At 45.2% G+C, this 18,808-nt stretch carries 15 protein-coding genes and 1 pseudogene; 3 read left to right on the forward strand and 13 right to left on the reverse strand.

Annotation, left to right across the window (positions count from 1 at the left end):
* Positions 1–31 precede the first annotated feature (31 nt).
* The 13 genes and pseudogenes from LMH68_RS16380 to LMH68_RS16440 all read right to left on the reverse strand — a co-directional run bounded on the left by LMH68_RS16380 (position 32) and on the right by LMH68_RS16440 (position 15,849).
* A pseudogene (locus LMH68_RS16380) lies at positions 32–1,776 on the reverse strand (arylsulfatase).
* A 93-nt stretch (positions 1,777–1,869) separates the two neighbouring features.
* Entirely contained in the window at positions 1,870–2,301 is a 432-nt protein-coding gene (locus LMH68_RS16385; protein WP_017081369.1) for a tetratricopeptide repeat protein, read from the reverse strand.
* A 207-nt stretch (positions 2,302–2,508) separates the two neighbouring features.
* Positions 2,509–3,714: an iron-containing alcohol dehydrogenase gene (locus LMH68_RS16390; RefSeq protein WP_108099921.1), complete on the reverse strand. Its 1,206-nt coding sequence runs from the start codon at positions 3,712–3,714 to the stop codon at positions 2,509–2,511.
* A gap of 226 nt (positions 3,715–3,940) precedes the next feature.
* A complete protein-coding gene (locus LMH68_RS16395; RefSeq protein WP_004732424.1) occupies positions 3,941–4,384 on the reverse strand; it encodes a hypothetical protein in 444 nt (147 codons plus the stop codon).
* A gap of 85 nt (positions 4,385–4,469) precedes the next feature.
* Positions 4,470–5,885: a coniferyl aldehyde dehydrogenase gene (locus LMH68_RS16400; protein ID WP_229647610.1), complete on the reverse strand. Its 1,416-nt coding sequence runs from the start codon at positions 5,883–5,885 to the stop codon at positions 4,470–4,472.
* 276 nt (positions 5,886–6,161) lie between these two features.
* Positions 6,162–6,644, reverse strand: a complete 483-nt coding sequence (locus LMH68_RS16405) for a MarR family winged helix-turn-helix transcriptional regulator (RefSeq protein ID WP_017061075.1) — start codon at positions 6,642–6,644, stop codon at positions 6,162–6,164.
* Positions 6,645–7,006: 362 nt separating this feature from the next.
* Positions 7,007–8,278 (reverse strand): choline ABC transporter ATP-binding protein, encoded by a 1,272-nt coding sequence (gene choV, locus LMH68_RS16410; protein ID WP_229647609.1) that lies wholly within the window; start codon positions 8,276–8,278, stop codon positions 7,007–7,009.
* A gap of 2 nt (positions 8,279–8,280) precedes the next feature.
* Entirely contained in the window at positions 8,281–9,123 is an 843-nt protein-coding gene (choW, locus tag LMH68_RS16415) for a choline ABC transporter permease subunit (RefSeq protein WP_229647608.1), read from the reverse strand.
* A gap of 107 nt (positions 9,124–9,230) precedes the next feature.
* Positions 9,231–10,202 (reverse strand): choline ABC transporter substrate-binding protein, encoded by a 972-nt coding sequence (locus tag LMH68_RS16420; RefSeq protein ID WP_229647607.1) that lies wholly within the window; start codon positions 10,200–10,202, stop codon positions 9,231–9,233.
* A gap of 145 nt (positions 10,203–10,347) precedes the next feature.
* Entirely contained in the window at positions 10,348–12,060 is a 1,713-nt protein-coding gene (gene betA / locus LMH68_RS16425) for a choline dehydrogenase (RefSeq protein WP_229647606.1), read from the reverse strand.
* 72 nt (positions 12,061–12,132) lie between these two features.
* The gene (gene betB, locus LMH68_RS16430) at positions 12,133–13,593 is read right to left on the reverse strand and encodes a betaine-aldehyde dehydrogenase (RefSeq protein WP_017066481.1); all 1,461 of its coding nucleotides are present in this window, start codon (positions 13,591–13,593) and stop codon (positions 12,133–12,135) included.
* A 125-nt stretch (positions 13,594–13,718) separates the two neighbouring features.
* A complete protein-coding gene (gene betI, locus LMH68_RS16435; RefSeq protein WP_004732441.1) occupies positions 13,719–14,321 on the reverse strand; it encodes a transcriptional regulator BetI in 603 nt (200 codons plus the stop codon).
* A gap of 430 nt (positions 14,322–14,751) precedes the next feature.
* Entirely contained in the window at positions 14,752–15,849 is a 1,098-nt protein-coding gene (locus LMH68_RS16440) for an alpha/beta hydrolase (RefSeq protein ID WP_229647605.1), read from the reverse strand.
* Positions 15,850–16,137: 288 nt separating this feature from the next.
* On the opposite strand from LMH68_RS16440, the gene LMH68_RS16445 reads away from it, so the two are divergent.
* From LMH68_RS16445 to LMH68_RS16455, 3 genes are all read left to right on the forward strand, one after another.
* A complete protein-coding gene (locus LMH68_RS16445) occupies positions 16,138–16,842 on the forward strand; it encodes a response regulator (RefSeq protein WP_017065179.1) in 705 nt (234 codons plus the stop codon).
* 36 nt (positions 16,843–16,878) lie between these two features.
* Positions 16,879–18,198, forward strand: a complete 1,320-nt coding sequence (locus tag LMH68_RS16450) for a sensor histidine kinase (protein ID WP_102333556.1) — start codon at positions 16,879–16,881, stop codon at positions 18,196–18,198.
* 100 nt (positions 18,199–18,298) lie between these two features.
* Positions 18,299–18,574, forward strand: a complete 276-nt coding sequence (locus LMH68_RS16455) for a hypothetical protein (protein WP_017065177.1) — start codon at positions 18,299–18,301, stop codon at positions 18,572–18,574.
* Positions 18,575–18,808: the final 234 nt, after the last annotated feature.

Below are 18,808 nucleotides of genomic sequence, written 5' to 3' on the forward strand. Positions count from 1 at the left end.
TGGCATTAGGTTGGCCGAGTGATTTTTTCCTCTATTTCACGTTTTCAAACGGGTTCCACGCTTCGTCAACCGGGACGATGTTTTGCGCTTTTTCGTACTCTTGATATTCAGCGACCATTTCAAGGAACAGATCTGGCATTTCATTTCTCAAGTCATGTTGCTCGGCTGGGTCTTTCTTAGTGTTGTATAAGTGCCACTCACTGTCGCCACCCATTCCCGTAGAGATTCGAATGATCTTATGATCACCTTTTAGCAAAATCCCGCTACCAAACAATTCAAATGGAATCGCATTATCGGCACTGTGCACCTCTGCCGTTTCCCCTTTGAAGTAAGGCAACAAGCTCACACCACTCATCGGCGCGACTTCTCGACCTTGATATTCCGTTCCTGGATGCTCTACCTCTGCAATTTCAAGAATCGTGGCTGCAATGTCTTTCACTTGGGATAAGTCATCTGTTTGAGTTCCCGGCTGTAACGCATCTTCACCTTCTAAAAGCGCTTTGGCTGGCTTAACGATAAACGGCACACGGATACCGCCCTCTGCTGTGTAAGCTTTGTACCAAGATAGGCCGCCGGTTGAAGCGCTTGCCCACTCAGGACCAAGTGACACACTGGAGTTCGCCTTACCTAAGTTTTCGGTCGAATTATCGAAGTGATGAGCGGTCCACGTTCGGATCAGGTCACTGATGTTTTCACCGGTAATATCCTCCGCTTCTGGGCCGTTATCCGCTAGATACATGATGTAGGTATTATCGTATTCCCCGATTTCTTTCAGATAATCGACTATCTGACCGACTTGTTGGTCCTGCATTTCCATCATGCCCATCGCCACAGCCATTTTCTTGCCGTACCACTTTTGTTCTTTCTCTGAGAGCGAGTCCCAAGGGCGGCTTAATGAATTGCGTCCTGAAATCTCGGCCTCTTTAGGAATCACGCCCATCTGTTTCATGCGTTCGAAACGATCTTCTCGAACCGAGTCCCAACCATGTTCAACGTAGTAATCGACTTTATCTTGATAAGCAGACTCAGGCGCTTGCAGTGGCAGGTGAATACCGGTGAATGGGACGTAAGCGAAGAAAGGCTTACCGTCGTCTTTTTTGCTGTCGATCATCTTGATGATCTCGTTGGTGTAAACTTGGTCTGAGTATTCGCCTTTGTATTTATCCTCAACCACTTCACCGTTGCGGTAAGTTGGCTCAACTTCGACGCCGGGAATATCGCCTTTTTGCAGCGCATCCGCTGTCGCAGCGTTTTTGGCCGGGAACATCATATCTCGGTTAAAGTGATTCGAACCGCCCGCTAAAATACCGTAACTCTCACCAAAACCTCGATCATCAGGTAAGAAGCCATCCTCGTGTCCTAAATGCCATTTACCAGAGAGGTAAGTGTTATAGCTGCTCTCTTCAAGCAGCGTTGCGACCGTAACACCTTTCTTGGTGAGATAACCTTCATAACCCGGCTTACCAATCGCGCCCGGATAGACGGCATAGTCGAAGGTGCCTAGCCCAACCTCATGGCTGTTTGCTCCGGTTAGCATCATAGAGCGCGTTACCGATGACGTTGGGCACGCGTGAAAGTTAGTAAACTTAACCCCTCTTCAGCCAGCGCCATTAGGTTTGGGGTATCCGCTTCTGAACCATAAGGCTGTGTATCGGCAAAGCCCACATCATCGCCAACAATTACAACAATATTCGGTTTTTCTGATTCAGCCGCCAGAGCAGCACTGCTTGCCGCCGCCATTGCCGTGAACACTAAAGATTTCTTGAATGTCTGCATAAGACGTTCTCCAATTTCTGTGATTAACTTGTTTCAGTAATTAACTTTTCTGCGAGTAACTTTTTCTGTGAGTAACCTGAGTTAAGATTTGAATTAATGCGCGGCTTGCGACATCCAATGTAATAAGTCGAGCGCAGGGTCATACTCTTGAGCTGCTGCCATGCCAATCCAGGTGACAGCCTCCGCTTGGCTGGCTTGAACGCCACTTCCAGAGATATACATCAACCCAAGCTGTGTTTGAGCTTCAGGGCTACCATTATTGGCTGCGGTGACGAACCACTCCGCGGCTTTTTCATCATCCTGTTCTACGCCCTCTCCGCTCAGATATAAGTAAGCGACAGAGAGCTGGGCATCCAATTGCCCTTGATAAGCTTCATCCAACAATTGCACGACGTCTTGATGCTGCTGCGATTGATCCATGGTGGCTTCATTCTCAAAGCTCTCGCTTCCAAAGCTTGCCTTGGCAAAAAACAGAACAACCAAAACACCCGCCAAAATCACGGTAGTTAAACGTTTATTGAGCATTTATTTCCTCCTCGGGAATAAAGGTCTCGACGTCCCTGTTGAATGAATTAGGTGAAAAGTAGGAATGGCGCGATGATGCACAAGCTTGATAGCAATACGTTTTCGATTTTCATAATTGGCTCTCGAGTAATGATTGTTGAGTGAATCAGGGACTGAATCATCGACTGAATTAAATGGTCATAACATTCAGTCGATTAAGACAGAGACTTAAATCGCTTTCTCTATGATGGTTTCAATCGTCTGTTTCGAGATTGGGTAGAACTGAAAACAGATGTCTTTTTCAATCGCTTCTGCAATGTTGCTCTTCTCTTGCTCATCAAACTTCCAGCTGCTGAAACGCTTCATCGCACCGACACCGGTTTGGAAGTTATTTAAGAAATCCAACACGCGTAGGTAAATCATTTCATCGGCTCCCGTGCTGTCGACAGAGAATGCTTGAGCTAACTTCGCCGCATTCGGCATGTAGAACTCTGGCAGTGCTTCAATCACAACCGGCATTAATACCGTGTTGGCATCACCATGTGGAATGTGGCTAATCGCACCAAAAGCGTGAGCGCAGTTGTGAATCGGAATACCGCCTAAAGACGAATAAAATGCAGAGATCGCCATGGTACTTGCTTGAAGAAGATTGCCACGTGCCGTTAGGTTTTCTGGCTCTTTCAATGCCAAGGGTAAGTTTTCAACAATCAGTTTTGCAGCCTGAATGCCGTAAGCGTCGGTGAATGCATTACTCATTGGCGAAACAATCGCTTCAACAGCGTGTGTTAGCGCATCCATGGCTGTAGAACGAGTCAGGTGAGCAGGCAGCTTAGTGGTCACCGTTGGATCAAGAATTGCGATATCAGCTTCCAACCCCGATGCGACTAGGCTTGCCTTAATGTTTTCATGTTCGTTGTAAAAAACAGCAATAGGAGAAGCTTCTGCGCCAGTACCAGCCGTTGTCGGAACCGCAATGTGGGGCACTCGAATATCTTCATTGTTTGGCCATACATCCATATGACCACCACCTGCAATTACGGTGCGAATGTCATCTATCTTCTTATGAAATGCGTATTTCACACCTTTAGAAGCATCAATCACGCTGCCGCCGCCAACAGACAAGATCGCATCAGCATTGACGCTGTTTGCAAACTCAATTGCGGCGTTGATGTTGTCGCAAGTCGCGTCTGGCGCGATATCGGTGTACACACCAACAAGCTGAACCGCTTGTTGGTTCGCTTCCTGATTCGCATTCTGGTTTACAAACAACGCCGAGAACTGCTCAACAAAGCCAAGAGACTCCAAGCCTTTATCAGAAAAGAGCACGACTCTTTGCGCACCTAAGCGACCAAAAAGAGAAGGGATATTTTCAATGCCATTCTCTTGAGCATGAACAATGGTTTTAAGTTGAAAGTTAAAATTATTGGTTGTCATGGTATTTACCTCATTTCTAGTTGATGACTAAACAACAACCAATACAAACCGGTCGGTCTAGAGTGTTAATGTCAAAGATATGTCAATTAAGATCTTTATGGATCATTGCCCCAAAACGAAAAAAGCCCGCAAATGCGGGCTGTAGTAATAAGTGAGTGATCATTAAATAAGTGTCATTGACTCACCATGAGCAACTTATTAACTATTAACTATTAACTATTAACTATTAACGAAGATGAGCTGGCACCTTGCTTTTGTCTCTAGTGAGGTAGTAATACAGGTAAACTAAAGAGTAGACAGTCACAAATCCATCGAGCGCAAATACACCGCTCCAACCATAAAACCACTCATAATCGTTGATACACACGTTGTATAAGAATATGCCCACAAACATCGACTTCTCAAATGCACTGTAAATCATGGTCGAAGTACGCAGCGATTTGTACTTCGCCGAGAACATCAACAACACACCAATACAGCCAACCATGACTCCCCAGTGTTGATAGGTACCCATAAGATACTCTTTGTTCACCATCATCGTATCGTTGTACGAGAACAGCGTTTGCATACTCCAATCAGGCGCAAGGAAAGTAGAGAAAGCGGTTGCGGTTAAGAATCCTGTAACCATCAAATACGCTTTCATCGTTCGTTCAAAAAATCGTTCCAACATAAAAATAACCTCTTAAAATAACGCCGTAAAAATAATTTCTTATAAATAACTTCTTGTAGATAAATTGGGTAATGACAGAAATGATTTACTTGCCAAGCATGCTCATCACTGCGGTCTTTAATTCGTTGTCTTCTTTTGAAAACAGATGCTTAACTCGATGATCTAAGCCCGTTTCCAAGACTGTTTTGGCATGGGAGAAAGTAAGGAAACCTTCTTTACCGTGATAATTGCCCTGCCCTGATTCACCAATGCCACCAAACGGCGCGTCATCAACCGCTAAATGAAAAACACAGTCATTGATACACATTCCACCGGAATGAACTTGGTGCTTAACCTGAGCCTGTAAACTCAAATCAAAGCTCATCAGGTAGAGTGCTAACGGCCTTGGTTTGCTATTGATGACTTGGAACGCCTCTTCGACATTGCGATACGTAATCAAAGGTAATAATGGGCCGAAAATTTCTTCGTTCATCACCTTGGATGACAGGCTTGGTTCAACGATCAAATGTGTCACCAACCGATGAGTATTTAGGTCCATCGATTCGTCATGGCAAGCAACGATTCGTGTCCCAGCTTCCTGCTCTTCATTCAACAGACCAGCAATACGATCACATTGGCGAGGGTTAATGAGCGAGGTTAAACTCTCAGAGTAGATCCCTTCATCAAATAGCTGTTGATATTGTTTTTTGTACTCCAAAATGAAGGCTTCGAGCTTATCTTCAGGGAGTAGCACGTAATCTGGAGCGACACATACTTGGCCGTTGTTTAGGCTTTTACCATAAATAATTCGCTCTACCGCAATATCAATCGGCATGTCTTCTGCCACGATAACCGGCGACTTTCCACCCAGCTCTAGCGTGACTGGGGTTAGCGTATCAGCCGCTGACTTCATCACTTGGCGACCCACTTGGGTTGACCCTGTAAATAGAAGATGATCAAACGGCAACGCCGAAAATGCGGCTGCGATTTCTACCTCACCTTCAACCAAGCACACCTCATCGGCATGGAAAACTTCCGCCAATAGCGCTGTTAATACTTGGTTCGTCGCTGGGGTAAATTCGCTCATCTTGATCATGGCGCGATTTCCCGCAGCCAGCGCCGAAATAAGTGGGCCGACGGATAACATGATAGGGAAATTCCACGGAGCAATAATCCCGACGACGCCTTTGGGTTGATAAACCACTTCAACACGAGAGGTTGAAAGCAATGGGCCGGAATGACGAATCGAAGATGTCGACCAATGAGGTAAACACTCAATGCTGTGATCAATATTTCCGATACAAGGCAATATGTCAGCCATCAAAGTGTCTTGTCGGCTGCGGTGACCATAGTCCTCACTCACGGCTACACACAAACGATCTGTGTAATCGATTAGCGCAGATTTAAGTGCGAGCAGCTGCTCAATTCTCTCCGATATCGCTGGCATCGGTTTCTGTGCAAAAGCTCCCTGCATGCTGTTCAACGTCATGGTCATTTGTGTTGGCGTCAATTCGTGTTTCATACATCACCTCGTGGTTAAGATGAACACACAATAATACACAACAGACCGGTCGGTCTGGAATTTTATTGTCAAAGAATCGTCAATGGAGTTTTGATTACAATCCAATGAGGCGGCTACAAACGGGGCAAAAAGTCAGGGGAATTTAAAATAAGAAGGCGTAGCTAACACGCAAGGCAAATAGAGAATTTTAAATGGCAGGATCAAAAATGGCCGCTTAGTTCGACCATTTGAAAATTATTTAAGTTGTTGTTCTAAATAAACAATTTATAAATAAGGTTAGCTCTTGGCTACGTTTGCAATGCCTTCAAGTTGAAGTACTGGAGCGGCGTCGATGTCTTCTGCGTTCATCATTGATGATACTCGCTGCATTGAAGAAAGCAGTAAGCTTTGCTCCCACGGCTCTAGGTTTTGGAATTTTTTAACGAAGTTATCTTGCAGCGGTGGTGGCGCATTGTTTAGCAACTCTTGACCTTTTTCAGTCAGGTTTGCGTGTACTTTGCGGCGATCTGACGAGCTGCGAACACGTTGTACATAGCCATTCAGTTCCAAGCGATCGATGATCGTGGTTGTGGTGGCTTGGCTTACATTGGTGTGATTAGACAATTCTTTGATCGTCACATTACCCATTTCTTGGATTGCTCTCATTAAGATTAATTGAGGGCCAGTCAAACCATACTCTTTACTCAGCTTTTTCGAATGTAAATCGATAGCGCGAATAATTTGGCGAATAGCGACCAGGATTTCGTCATGTTTGTCCAAGATGCAGACCTTTGTACTAATATACTGTGAATGGTTTTACAGCGTCGAAGCGATGATATGTCCTGATTATTTACGTCAGGTGAGCTCGAATTACACTGTAAATTGATAAATTACTTCATTGATTTTTCCGCATTGTACTGATGTTCATACTATTCTCAATCTTTTCTATACCACTAAACTTGCGTGGTACGGCACTTTTACTTAATGAAGGGGAAATGAAAGCTTCAATGAAGGCAAAAATAACGAGTCAGAGAATACAAGTTCAAAGAATAATATATTTTAATAATCATAGAGGTAGAGAGACTTAACCCTCTCCACCTAATAAAAAACCAGCCCTAATCGCCAAGCTGGAAAACGAAATTTTACGCGGCTGTATTCATCTGAAAATTACCCGTTAGTGCGTTGTAAAACTCGCTGTTATCCAGAATACCGACCAGTTGATTGTCTTCCACCAGCAAAATCGGGTGATTACTTAGCTGTTTCAGTTTAATCGCATCACGCATGCCAATTTCCGGGCTTGCCACAACTACACTCGACTCGTTGATCGCAGTTAAGTCGTCAGACTCACTCCACTCAACAAGCGCCAAAGCAGATTCACCTTTCACAGATAAAGCACCTTCGCTCTGTTCAATCCAGAGATCTTTAGAATCGCAAATCTTCCAGCTTTCATTCTCTTGCGTTAGTGAATCAAGAGGCTGCATCAAAGAGCGACCTTTAAGCACATTCAATGGATTGGTATGAGCAACGAAGTCTTTTACGTATTCTGTTTTTGGCGTCAATACGATCTCTTCAGGCTTACCGTGTTGAATCAGCTTTCCTGACTCCATGATCGCGATGTTGTTACCAATCTTCAGTGCTTCATCTAGGTCGTGACTCACGAACAAAATCGTTTTGTTGAGTTTGCTTTGCAGTGTGATCAGTTCATCTTGCAACTGAGCTCGAATCAGTGGATCAAGCGCCGAAAACGGTTCATCCATCAACAGAATGTCGGTGTCCATTGCAAACGCGCGCGCCAAACCAACACGTTGCTGCATGCCGCCAGAAAGCTCATGTGGAAATTTGGTTTCCCATTCTGCCAAACCCACCATTTCAAGTTGTTCACGCGCTTTAGCACGACGAACATCTTTGGCTACGCCTTGCATTTCTAGACCAAATGCCACGTTATCTAACACGGTTAACCAAGGCATCAGTGCAAACTTTTGAAATACCATTGATACGCGGTGAGTACGTAAGTGACGAAGAGTCGCTTCGTCACATTGCTCGCCTAAGTCCACCAGTTTATCGCCATCTTTGATTGCTAAAGAACCTCGGCTAATTTCATTCAAACCGTTTACAGCGCGAAGCAGTGAAGATTTACCCGAGCCCGACAAACCCATCAATACACATATCTCGCCCTCTTTAACCGTCAACGACACATTATCCACACCAACAACTTGACCAGTCTCATCGATAATCTCTTGGCGAGTTTTACCTTGGTCTAGAAGTTCAAGTGCTTGATTGGCTTTATTACCGAACACGACATCAAGGTTTTTGATGGTAATCGCGTCCACTGCAGTCTGCTCTTGAGAATTCGCTTTATGTTCTTGAGGTACGGCTTTGCTTTCTTGAGACATAGCGTTATTTACTAAAGACATGATTAAGCTTCCTTCTGGTTTGGTGTTTTGCACAAGCGATCAAGAATGATAGCGACTAATACAATCGCCAACCCGGCTTCAAAACCTTGTGAGATGTTCACTGTGTTCAATGCACGAACAACAGGTTTACCAAGTCCGTCAGCTCCGACAAGGGCGGCGATAACCACCATCGAAAGCGACAACATAATACATTGAGTTACACCCGCCATGATGCTTGGTAGAGCCGCCGGTAATTCGACCTTCATCAGCAATTTCATGCGGCTTGCACCAAACGCTTTACCCGCTTCAATCAACTCTTCAGGCACTTTGGTTACACCTAAGTAGGTCAAACGAATTGGCGCGGCAATGGCAAATATGATGGTCGAGATTAAGCCAGGAACGATGCCCAAGCCGAATAAAACCAAAGTCGGAATCAGATACACAAACGTTGGAACCGTCTGCATTAAATCAAGAATGGGTCTAAGCACCGTATACAACCAAGGGCGATGCGCGGCCATAATGCCAACTGGTACGCCAATTAATACGGAAATCGTTGTCGCTGCAAACACGAGGACAAAGGTTTCCAGCATTTCTTGCCAGTAGCCAAGGTTTAAAATAGTCAGCAAAGCTGCAACCACGAAAATCACAAGCGAGGGTTTACGGTGTAAATACCATGCAATCGCCGCGGTCATCACGATTGGTAAAGCCGGTGGCATCCACTTAAATACATCGACTAAAAACATAATGACGGTTTCTAGAAAAATCGAAATAGCGTCAAAGAGTCCTGCTGCATTGATTGTTAGCCAATCAACACCCGCTTCCATCCATTGACCAACAGGGACTTTGTTTTCCGTAATAAAATTCACAATATTGCCTTTTATTATGGGTGGGCTACTTCAAACCAATAGACAATTGGCAAGCCCACCTTTTTTATTTATAGAGCTTTGATAAATAGAACGATAGGTAGGTAAAACTAAGCTTTAACTTGTTTTAGGTATTCAGTAACCGCTTGAGTCGCTGATTCACCTTTATGCGTTTTTACGTTGTCTAACCAAGCTTCAACTTGTTGAGGGTTATTGTTCAACCATTGTTGAGCCGCTTTTTCTGGCTTCACTTTTTGGTTAAGAATCTCTTCCATCAACTGGTTTTCCATCTCTAGTGTGAACTCTAGGTTTTGCAGAAGTTGACCGACGTTTGCACATTCAGACAGGTAGTTTGAACGAACATTGGTGTAAACATTCGCGCCGCCGTAGTTAGGGCCGAAGAAGTCGTCACCACCTGATAGGTATTCCATCTCAACATTGCTGTTCATTGGGTGCGGCGCCCAACCTAGATAAACGATCCACTGGCTACGACGAGCAGCGCGAGATACTTGCGACACCATGCCCGCTTCGCTTGATTCCACTAGGCTGAAATCTTTCAAGCCAAACGCGTCTGAATCAATCATTGATTGTATTAGGCGGTTACCGTCGTTACCCGGCTCGATGCCATAGATGCGGTCTTTAAATTTGTCGGCATGTTTTGCTAGGTCGGCGAAGCTTTTTACGCCAGAGTCGTACACGTATTTTGGTACGGCTAGCGTGTATTTTGCGCCTTCAAGGTTGGCACGAACGGTTTCAACCGTGCCCGCTTCACGGTACTTAGCAATATCGCCTTCCATGGTTGGCATCCAGTTACCTAGGAATACATCAATATCGCCGTTCGCCATTGAAGAGTAAGTCACCGGTACTGAAAGTAGGTCGGTTTTGGTTTGGTAACCAAGGCCTTTTAATAGTTCAGAAGTAACGGCGGTTGTTGCGGTAATGTCAGTCCAGCCGACATCAGCGAAGCGAACGTTTTCACATTGCTGTGGTTCAATAGAAGCGTTAGCACCAAATGCAAATGAACTAATGGCTAGTGCTGTTAACGTTTTCGTGGTCATGTTCTGAATATTTAGAGTCGTCATAATGGTTCCTTTTTATCTTTCCTTTTTCTGCTCGATATCAACACCGATAGAGAGCAGTTCTTCTGACTTTTGACTAATTTTTGTTGTTACTTTTTGCTTTTTCTATTTTTGAAATATTTTCTATTTTTTAACTAATAACAGAGACTTACGCTTCTCTTACTGGTTTATTTATTCTTTGCTTCTCTTGCCACTCAGGTGCAATCCACACTGGAACGTCCTGCTCTTTGAGCATTGGCTTACCCAAAATCAAATCGGAAGCACGCTCAGCCACCATAATGGTCGGGGCGTTAAGGTTGCCGTTTGGAATAACAGGGAAAACAGACGAATCGACAACGCGTAAATTATCAATGCCGCGAACGCGACACTCTTCATCAAGCACTGCCATTGGATCATCATCAGCGCCCATTTTGCAGCCACATGAAGGGTGGTACGCACTTTCCACGTTCTGTTTAACCCATTCGTCGATTGCTTCATCGGAAGTCACACTTAGACCCGGCTGAATCTCTTCACCTCGGTAAGCATCCATTGCTGGTTGAGACAAAATCTCACGCGTTAGACGAATACAATCGCGCCAATCTTGGCGGTCTTGCTCAGTCGAGATGTAGTTGAAAATGATCTCTGGCTTGGCATGCGGATCAGCAGAAGTGATCGCAACCGTACCGCGACTTTCTGGCTTATTAGGCCCAACGTGTACTTGGAAACCGTGACCATCAAAGGCCGCTTGTCCGTCGTAACGCATCGCTGCTGGCAGGAAGTGATATTGAATGTTTGGCCACTTCAATCCTTTACGAGAGCGAATGAACGCACACGATTCAAAGTGGTTAGTAGCACCCAGACCTTTGCGAGTCAGAATCCATTCCGCGCCAATCATGCCTTTGCTCACCAAGCCAAGCTTGCTGTTGAGTGTGATCGGTTCGTTGCAGTGATATTGGAAGTACACTTCTAGGTGATCTTGAAGGTTTTCACCGACACCGCTTAGTTCGTGTTTAACTTCAACGCCGGCCTTTTCAAGCACGGCTTTCGGGCCGATACCAGAAAGCTGCAGCAGTTGAACCGAGCCAATAGAACCCGCAGAAGAGATCACTTCTTTGTTCGCCACAGCCACCTGGGTATTGCCTGACTTTTCAAACTCGACACCAACCGCTTTCAAGCCTGATTGACCTTCTAAGTCTTGTGCTTCAAGTAAGAAACGACGCGCCACGATACCTTTCTTCAAGGTCAGGTTTGAACGCTTCAATGCTCGACGTAAATAAGCGTTAGAGGTTGAGGCTCTAACACCCTTGTCTACCGTCATATGCATAGTGCCGAAGCCTTCTTGCTGGTAGCCGTTGTAGTCTTGTGTTTCTGGGTAACCGGCGTCTTTACCTGCATCGATGAACGCTTGGTAAAGCGGGTTGAGCTCCATATCGTTACCATTACAAGTGCCGACAGGGCCATTGTCTCCACGGTATTCATCACCACCTTTGTTCCATGATTCAGCACGGCGAAAATAAGGCAGACATGCTTGATAGTTCCAACCCGCAGCGCCCTCTTCTTCCCATTGGTCAAAATCACACGCGTGGCCACGAACATAAACCATACCGTTGATCGATGAGCTGCCGCCTAACACTTTGCCACGTGGGCAGTGCAGTTCACGTCCATCAAGGCCCGGCTCTTTCTCTGTTTCAAATTGCCAAGCGTACTTTTCAGTATTCATTGGGTAAGAAAGCGCGGTTGGCATTTGGATAAAAATACTCTTGTCCGTACCACCAGCTTCCAGTAATAAAACGCTATGTTCACCGCTTTCCGTTAGCCTATCCGCTAACACACAGCCGGCCGAACCCGCGCCGACGATAATATAATCGTAGCGTTGTTCCATGTTTTGATTTCCCTGAGATAAGTCAGTGGGGCTAGCTCTGTTAAGCTAACCCATAAAATTGAGTGTTACGCGTTAGGCATAAGGGCTGGCGTAGTCGCCAAGTTCAATAAGAATGCTCTTAGTCTGCGTATAATGAAGTAGGGTTTCTGGTCCATTTTCACGGCCAATACCCGAAAGCTTGTAACCGCCAACCGGCATTTCTGCTGGTGAGTCACCCCACGTGTTCACCCAACAAATACCTGCCTGCATTTGATGAATAACACGGTGCGCACGAGAAAGGTTTTGCGTGAACACACCAGCCGCAAGGCCATATTTGGTGTCGTTTGCACGGCGAATCACATCGTCTTCGTCCGTAAACTTCAACACTGACATTACAGGGCCGAAGATCTCTTGTTGAACGTGAGGCATGTTGTCTTCGCAATCTACAAACACGGTTGGGATAACAAAGTTGCCGTTCGCTAAGCCGTTGTCTGTCACTCGATAGCCGCCCGTCAGCAGAGTTGCCCCTGACTGTTTTGCCAGCTCAATCGCTTCGAGAACTTTTGAAAGGTGTTCTTTAGAAATCAACGCGCCGATCTGAGTCTCCATGTCCATTGGATCACCAATGATCAGCTTCTCAGTGCGTGTTTTAAGTTGATCGATGAATGCGTTGTAGATGTTTTCGTGTACATAAACACGGGTACCGTTAGTACACACTTCGCCTTGGGTGTAGAAGTTAGCCACCATCGAAGCGGAAACTGCATCATCCAATTTCGCATCATCAAACACGATCATTGGTGACTTGCCGCCAAGTTCCATGGTGACTGATTTCAGCGTCTTAGCGCTGTCTGCCATTACCGCTTTACCGGTACCGGTTTCGCCCGTGAACGACACTTTCGCGATATCTGGGTGCGCCGTTAGCATTTGACCTACACGGTAATCGCCCTGAACCACGTTGAACACGCCATCAGGAAGACCAGCTTCGGTAAAGATCTCTGCAAGCTTGAGCGCCGTTAGCGGCGTTTCTTCTGAAGGTTTGAAAATCATCGCGTTACCCGCGGCCAATGCCGGAGCCGATTTCCACATCGCGATTTGAATTGGGTAGTTCCACGCGCCAATGCCCGCACAAATGCCTAGCGGCTCGCGGCGAGTGTAGAAAAATTGAGATTCGCTCAGCGGCTGTTGGTCGCCTTGTAGCGTTGGAGCCAAGCCAGCAAAGTATTCAATAACATCAGCGCCAGACGCCACATCCACTTCAATCGCTTCTTGCAGAGGCTTGCCCGTATCAACAACCTCAAGATTTGCAAGGTCATTATTTCGAGCTCTAAGTATTTCCACTGCCTTCAAAAGAATGCGGCTGCGTTCCACAGCGGTCATTGCTGACCATACCGCAAATCCGCGTTTCGCAGATTCAATAGCACTGTCGACATCCGCAGAAGATGCTTGGCCTAACGTCGCGATAGGTTCACCGTTTGCAGGGTTAATGCTATCAAAGGTTTCACCAGAGGTTGCTTTAACCGCTGCGCCATCGATGTATAACGAGTTCATTTCCATTTGAGATTCTGACTTAATTATTGTTATTAGACTCTACTGGTCTATATGTGAGTATTAGGTGCGAATAGTGGTCGTTCTAGCTCTTGCTCTTGCTCTAGCTCAACGTCTAGCGCTACCACTGCGATCTATTTGCTGTGACACGAGTAGAACGTAAGTTGTTTATCTAGATAATCATTGATGATGGCACGCGCCTTTTGAGCATCGATACCATCTGGGTTTAATGTGCCTCTCAGCCACAAACCATCAATCAGAGACGCAATCCCGTGAGCAACGAGATCCGCTTGTTCATGATTCAAAATACCTTTCAACTCAAGACGTAAGTGTGAAATCAAACGTTTTTCATTCACACGTTGCAGTCTTTTCAGCTGCTCGTCATGCATTGAATATGACCAAAATGCCAACCACGCCTTCGCGACCTTATTTTCTGCTTGGTAACCTTCGAAGTTACCATCGATGATCGCGTTAATTCTCTGTTGGTGAGCATCAACAGGAAGTGCTTTTAGTGACGTGGTGATGGTATTGGAAAGTTGGCGAAGGATTTCACGCATGGTCTCTTCTAGCAGCCCATGCTTTCCACCAAAATAGTGATTAATAATGCCAGTGGAGACTCCCGCTTCTTTGCTGATCAACGCAATACTCGCGGCATGCAAACCCACTCGATCAATCACCGTCATGGTGGCTTGAACAAGCTGTGGTTTACGTATATCAGGCATCCCAACCTTCGGCATTTCTTAGTCCTTTTATTTTATATTGAACGTTCAGTTAAATATAAAATGACAGAAATTTAGTTAGGGTTCAAATGATTATTTAAAACAAACTCGTAACAATACAGCATTCAAATCAAAAAAAACCATTATAAAACAATAAATTAAATATCATTTAGAGCACTAACGAAAACAATTAAAGATTTGAGGTGTGATAGTTATTGGTCAAATGTTTTTGCTTAGAAAGTTCAAGAATCAATCAGTGAGAGTCCTTGTAGAAACTTTTTGGGGAGGGAGTGGAAAGGAAGTATCAAGGAATTTTCATACTGAAATTTAAGACAAGGAAATCCACAATCAACACAGGTAACGAATCAAAAAATGAACAAAAAAGGTTGGCGACAACAGCGTCATCACCAACCTTCTCAGTCGTTTCTAATGTTATTGCAAGCCTAAACTACTCAATGCGAGTGATGAAGTCGTATTTATCTGACTCAGCCTTAGTCACCCAGTGTTCGCCAGAAGCCGGAGCAGAATCCAACGTGAAGATATAGAAGTCGATTCCTTTGTCTCCCATTACCTTTTTAAAGTAGGTCGCTTGCTTGCGATGGCTTTCGTTCGTGTATGGGAAGTCTTTGGCTGTTTTATCATCCTCAGCCCAACTGTGCACACCAACCTGCTTATTAAGCTCAATGGCTTTAGTGGTATCTGCTCGTTGCAAAACTCGTGGGTTACCCGCAGCGAAAAGATCCGTGCCGCCAGAGAACACCGACCCCGTAGGCGTTACGATCGTCGTCATGTTGTTACTGTGGATCATGCGACCGGTGTACATATTGATATCATCGTCGGCACTTCCACCAATATGGTTGGTAAACTTCAACGTCATCTCACTGCCTTGATACAATTTCACGATATCAAAAAGCTGAGAATAGGTTGATGCGCCTAGAGTGGAAGTAATGCGATCAACAGCGCCAGTCTCGTTGAGCACATCACGGTAAAAAGCGTTGAAAGCAAACGAGGTGGTTATCGTTACCTTGTTCCCACTTTTAGTGTTACTCAGAATGGTAGACCCAAGGCTAGTCACGTATTGAACCAGTTCATTGTGATACTCAAGCTCGACGGGTTTATGAGTATTCGTCGTCGTGTTAATTAACGTGGTGTCATTGCCGATTGAACGTTGAGCAACACCACAATCAAATGAATCAAAAAACTTACCCTCACTGTAAATCGCACAATCGTCAGCCCCTGCATCAGGGAGATACAGATCCACACTCTGACCTAAACTATCCGCAAGCCTAACCACTTTTTGCTTATCACTAATATCTTCCGCAAACAGAACGATTTCATACTGCACACCGTTGTAATCAAGTTTTATGGATTCTTGGACCTCTTGTCGCTCTTTATACAACTCACCCAGTTTCGCTGATGAAAATACGTAATCTGCTTGAGGTTTTGCTTGCACTTTGGTGGCAGCTTTACCTGAGTTAGAGCTTGAATTACAGCCCGCTAACAGAATCAAAGGTAACGCCAGTAATGCATTTCTATAGTCGTTCATACCGTTATTCCCAAAATGTTTGATGAGAAAATTCTATTGTTTAGCGCTGAATTTATCTGTCGTGGAAATGTATGAGAATGTCGAGCCTATTTGAACGATGTTTTTTATTTTCCTATAAATGCCAATTCATCATTGAACTAACTTATAAAGTGTTTAATCATTCGCTTTAGGTATTTGGCGAAGCATCTGAACTTATATGCAATAGCGTATAATCGTAATGGTTCATCACGACGAAGACTCGCTCACCTAATCTCAATAAGTGAAACGAACGACAAGGCTGATAATGGAATGACAAAACCTAAAATGATCATCGTGGAAGACGATTTGAAACTTCAGAAAATGTTGCAGGACTACTTCGTCGCGCAAGATTTTGATGTCACGGTGTTGGACGATGGCAGTGATGCCGCACACACCATCCTCACGGAGCAACCTGACATCGTACTGCTGGATTTGATGCTTCCTGTAACTGATGGACTTACAATCTGCCGACAGACGCGTACGCACTATAAAGGTAAAATCTTGATGCTCACTGCTAGCGATGACGACTTTGACCACGTCGCTGGTTTAGAGACAGGGGCTGATGACTATGTCACCAAGCCAATCAAACCAAGAGTTCTGCTGGCCAGAGTTCGTTCGCTATTACGCCGCCAAGACACCAATACCGCTTCAGTCGATGACTCAGACACCCTTCAGTTCGATCAACTCGTTCTGAAAAACACTTATAAGAAGTGTGAACTTTATGGTGCGGTTTTATCACTCACTGACAGCGAGTTTGACCTACTTTGGTTATTGGCAAGCAACCCAGACACGCCGTTATCTCGTGACTACTTGACGCAAACATTGCGCGGGATTGAGTACGACGGAATAGACCGGACGATTGACAACAAGGTTGTACGTCTAAGGAAGATTTTGGGCGACGACCACACACCAGCAGAGAAAATTCAGACCATTCGCGGGAAGGGTTACTTATTTGTTTCGACCGCCTGGCGTTAACCTCGCTCAATACGAGCGTAATAAAAGAGAGCGATTATGCGACGTATCTTTTTGGAGTCCTTAATAGGGCTGTTAGTTTGCTTTATGGCCGGCCTTGTCGCCTACGAGATTAGCGTCTATCAGCTCAATACCGACTACGAATACGTACTGGAAGATTACGAAGCGGCTGCCCACCAGCAATTGATCGAGAACATCGCTAAAAATCAAGGCCTTGAAGCGGCTCATCAAGCGATAAACCAGTTTGTAGAAACCACACGAAATAAATTGGTTACATTCAGCCCAGACGATGAAATACCCAGCCCCGTTTCAGAGTTCTTCAGCACGAATCCGAATACCTTTGTTTTTCACGATGATGAACGGGACCTATGGTTTCGCTTAGCAAGCAGTGACAATACCTATCACTACCTCCCCAACAGTGAAGCGTTCGTTAGGCAAAAAATAGAGTTGGAGGATGACCTCATTTGGTTGTTCTTTTTAGCGAGCTTTATCTTATATGGGTTATGTCATCTATTTATTATCTTCCGCCGAGTTAAAAAGCTTGAGGCTGCCACTCTGCGTTTTGCGGAGGGCGATCTCTCGACACGAGCCGAGACTTCAAGTGGTATTGCGATTGGTTCACTGAACAAATCCTTCAACCTAATGGCCGACCGAATTCATCGCTTGGTAGAAAGTAATCGCTCACTCACTAATGCTGTCGCTCATGAACTGCGCACGCCAATATTCCGTATTCAGTGGCAAGCTGAAATGTTGAAAGACACCCAGCTAAACGCAGAGCAAGAAAGCACGATTGAGAGTATTGTCGAAGACACGGAAGAGATGGAAAAGATGGTCGATGAACTATTGTATTACGCCAAACTCGATAGCACTGACCTAGAAAACTTAAAAAAGCCATTAGAGATTCGAGACTTTCTCGACCACGCAATGGCGCGTTGGAACAAAGACACTCAGCTCAACATCGACCTATCGCTACCAGAGCAACCTAGCTCAATAATGGCGGATGAAACGCTATTTAACCGAGCACTAGATAACCTAGTGCGTAACGCAATGAAATTCGCACGCTCACAAGTGTCGATTGCAGCGACCGTGCATCAAGATCAGCTACAGATTGCGGTACACGATGACGGTGATGGTGTGGCTCAAGAACATCAAGCTCGCTTGTTCGAACCCTTTTACGTTGGCGACAAAGCGCGTAACAAAGCCAAGAGCGGCCATGGTTTAGGGCTGTCTATCGTCGAGAAGATCTGTGCTCAACACGGCGCTACCGTGGAGGTAGGTCAGAGCCAAGCCTTAAAGGGTGCGGTATTCACAATTACCATTCAGCTGTGTAATGATTCAGCTGACAAACCCATACAGTAACTACAAAACACCTCTGGAATAATGTTCAACATCGGTCGGGAGATGCTGTCTCCCAATGAACCTATTGAATCTAAATTCCAATCTTTCTTAAGGTGTTTGTATGAAAAAGTTATTAGTTGTTTTAGGCATTGTTTCTCTAGCGGGTTGTTCTGGTATCAGCCACAACGAAGAAGTGTACACAGCGCACGCAGAGAGCTTCAACATTGTCGGTTTCCAAGTGCCAGGTAACACTCAAGACCGCGCAATGGAATTAGTACCTGAAGGTGCAACGGTTGATACGATTCGCTCAACAAACTCTGATACGAGCTCTGTTCTGGGTATCATCAACCGTATTATCGGTATCGACTACGTACAAGTTGGCGGTAAAAAGCAGTAATTCGCTATAGTGACGTTAGCCACGTACCATAATTAAGTGTCGCAGTTGCCTACCTATATTCAGTAGCCTGCACAAACTAAGTTAGTCTAAGCCAGTGACCCGTCGCTGGCTTTTTTCATCCAGCAGATTTTGTGCTCTGTGCCAAACAAGTGCCCGATTCCCCTTCCCTCTTTTAACTAACAATTCGAAAAATAAGCCGAAAAGTCTTCGATTTCTTATCAAAATTGCCCCTAA

The sequence above is a fragment of the Vibrio sp. F13 genome (assembly GCF_020806305.2).
In the GTDB taxonomy this organism is placed as follows: Bacteria; Pseudomonadota; Gammaproteobacteria; order Enterobacterales; family Vibrionaceae; genus Vibrio; species Vibrio crassostreae_C.

Coding starts and splice junctions, on each gene's coding strand:
- LMH68_RS16390 (WP_108099921.1), bottom strand. CDS start 3,714: ATGACAACCAATAATTTTAACTTTCAACTTAAAACCATTGTTCATGCT.
- LMH68_RS16455 (WP_017065177.1), top strand. CDS start 18,299: ATGAAAAAGTTATTAGTTGTTTTAGGCATTGTTTCTCTAGCGGGTTGT.
- LMH68_RS16445 (WP_017065179.1), top strand. CDS start 16,138: ATGACAAAACCTAAAATGATCATCGTGGAAGACGATTTGAAACTTCAG.
- LMH68_RS16400 (WP_229647610.1), bottom strand. CDS start 5,885: ATGAAACACGAATTGACGCCAACACAAATGACCATGACGTTGAACAGC.
- betI (WP_004732441.1), bottom strand. CDS start 14,321: ATGCCGAAGGTTGGGATGCCTGATATACGTAAACCACAGCTTGTTCAA.
- betB (WP_017066481.1), bottom strand. CDS start 13,593: ATGGAAATGAACTCGTTATACATCGATGGCGCAGCGGTTAAAGCAACC.
- LMH68_RS16440 (WP_229647605.1), bottom strand. CDS start 15,849: ATGAACGACTATAGAAATGCATTACTGGCGTTACCTTTGATTCTGTTA.
- choV (WP_229647609.1), bottom strand. CDS start 8,278: ATGTCTTTAGTAAATAACGCTATGTCTCAAGAAAGCAAAGCCGTACCT.
- betA (WP_229647606.1), bottom strand. CDS start 12,060: ATGGAACAACGCTACGATTATATTATCGTCGGCGCGGGTTCGGCCGGC.
- LMH68_RS16420 (WP_229647607.1), bottom strand. CDS start 10,202: ATGACGACTCTAAATATTCAGAACATGACCACGAAAACGTTAACAGCA.
- LMH68_RS16450 (WP_102333556.1), top strand. CDS start 16,879: ATGCGACGTATCTTTTTGGAGTCCTTAATAGGGCTGTTAGTTTGCTTT.
- LMH68_RS16385 (WP_017081369.1), bottom strand. CDS start 2,301: ATGCTCAATAAACGTTTAACTACCGTGATTTTGGCGGGTGTTTTGGTT.
- LMH68_RS16395 (WP_004732424.1), bottom strand. CDS start 4,384: ATGTTGGAACGATTTTTTGAACGAACGATGAAAGCGTATTTGATGGTT.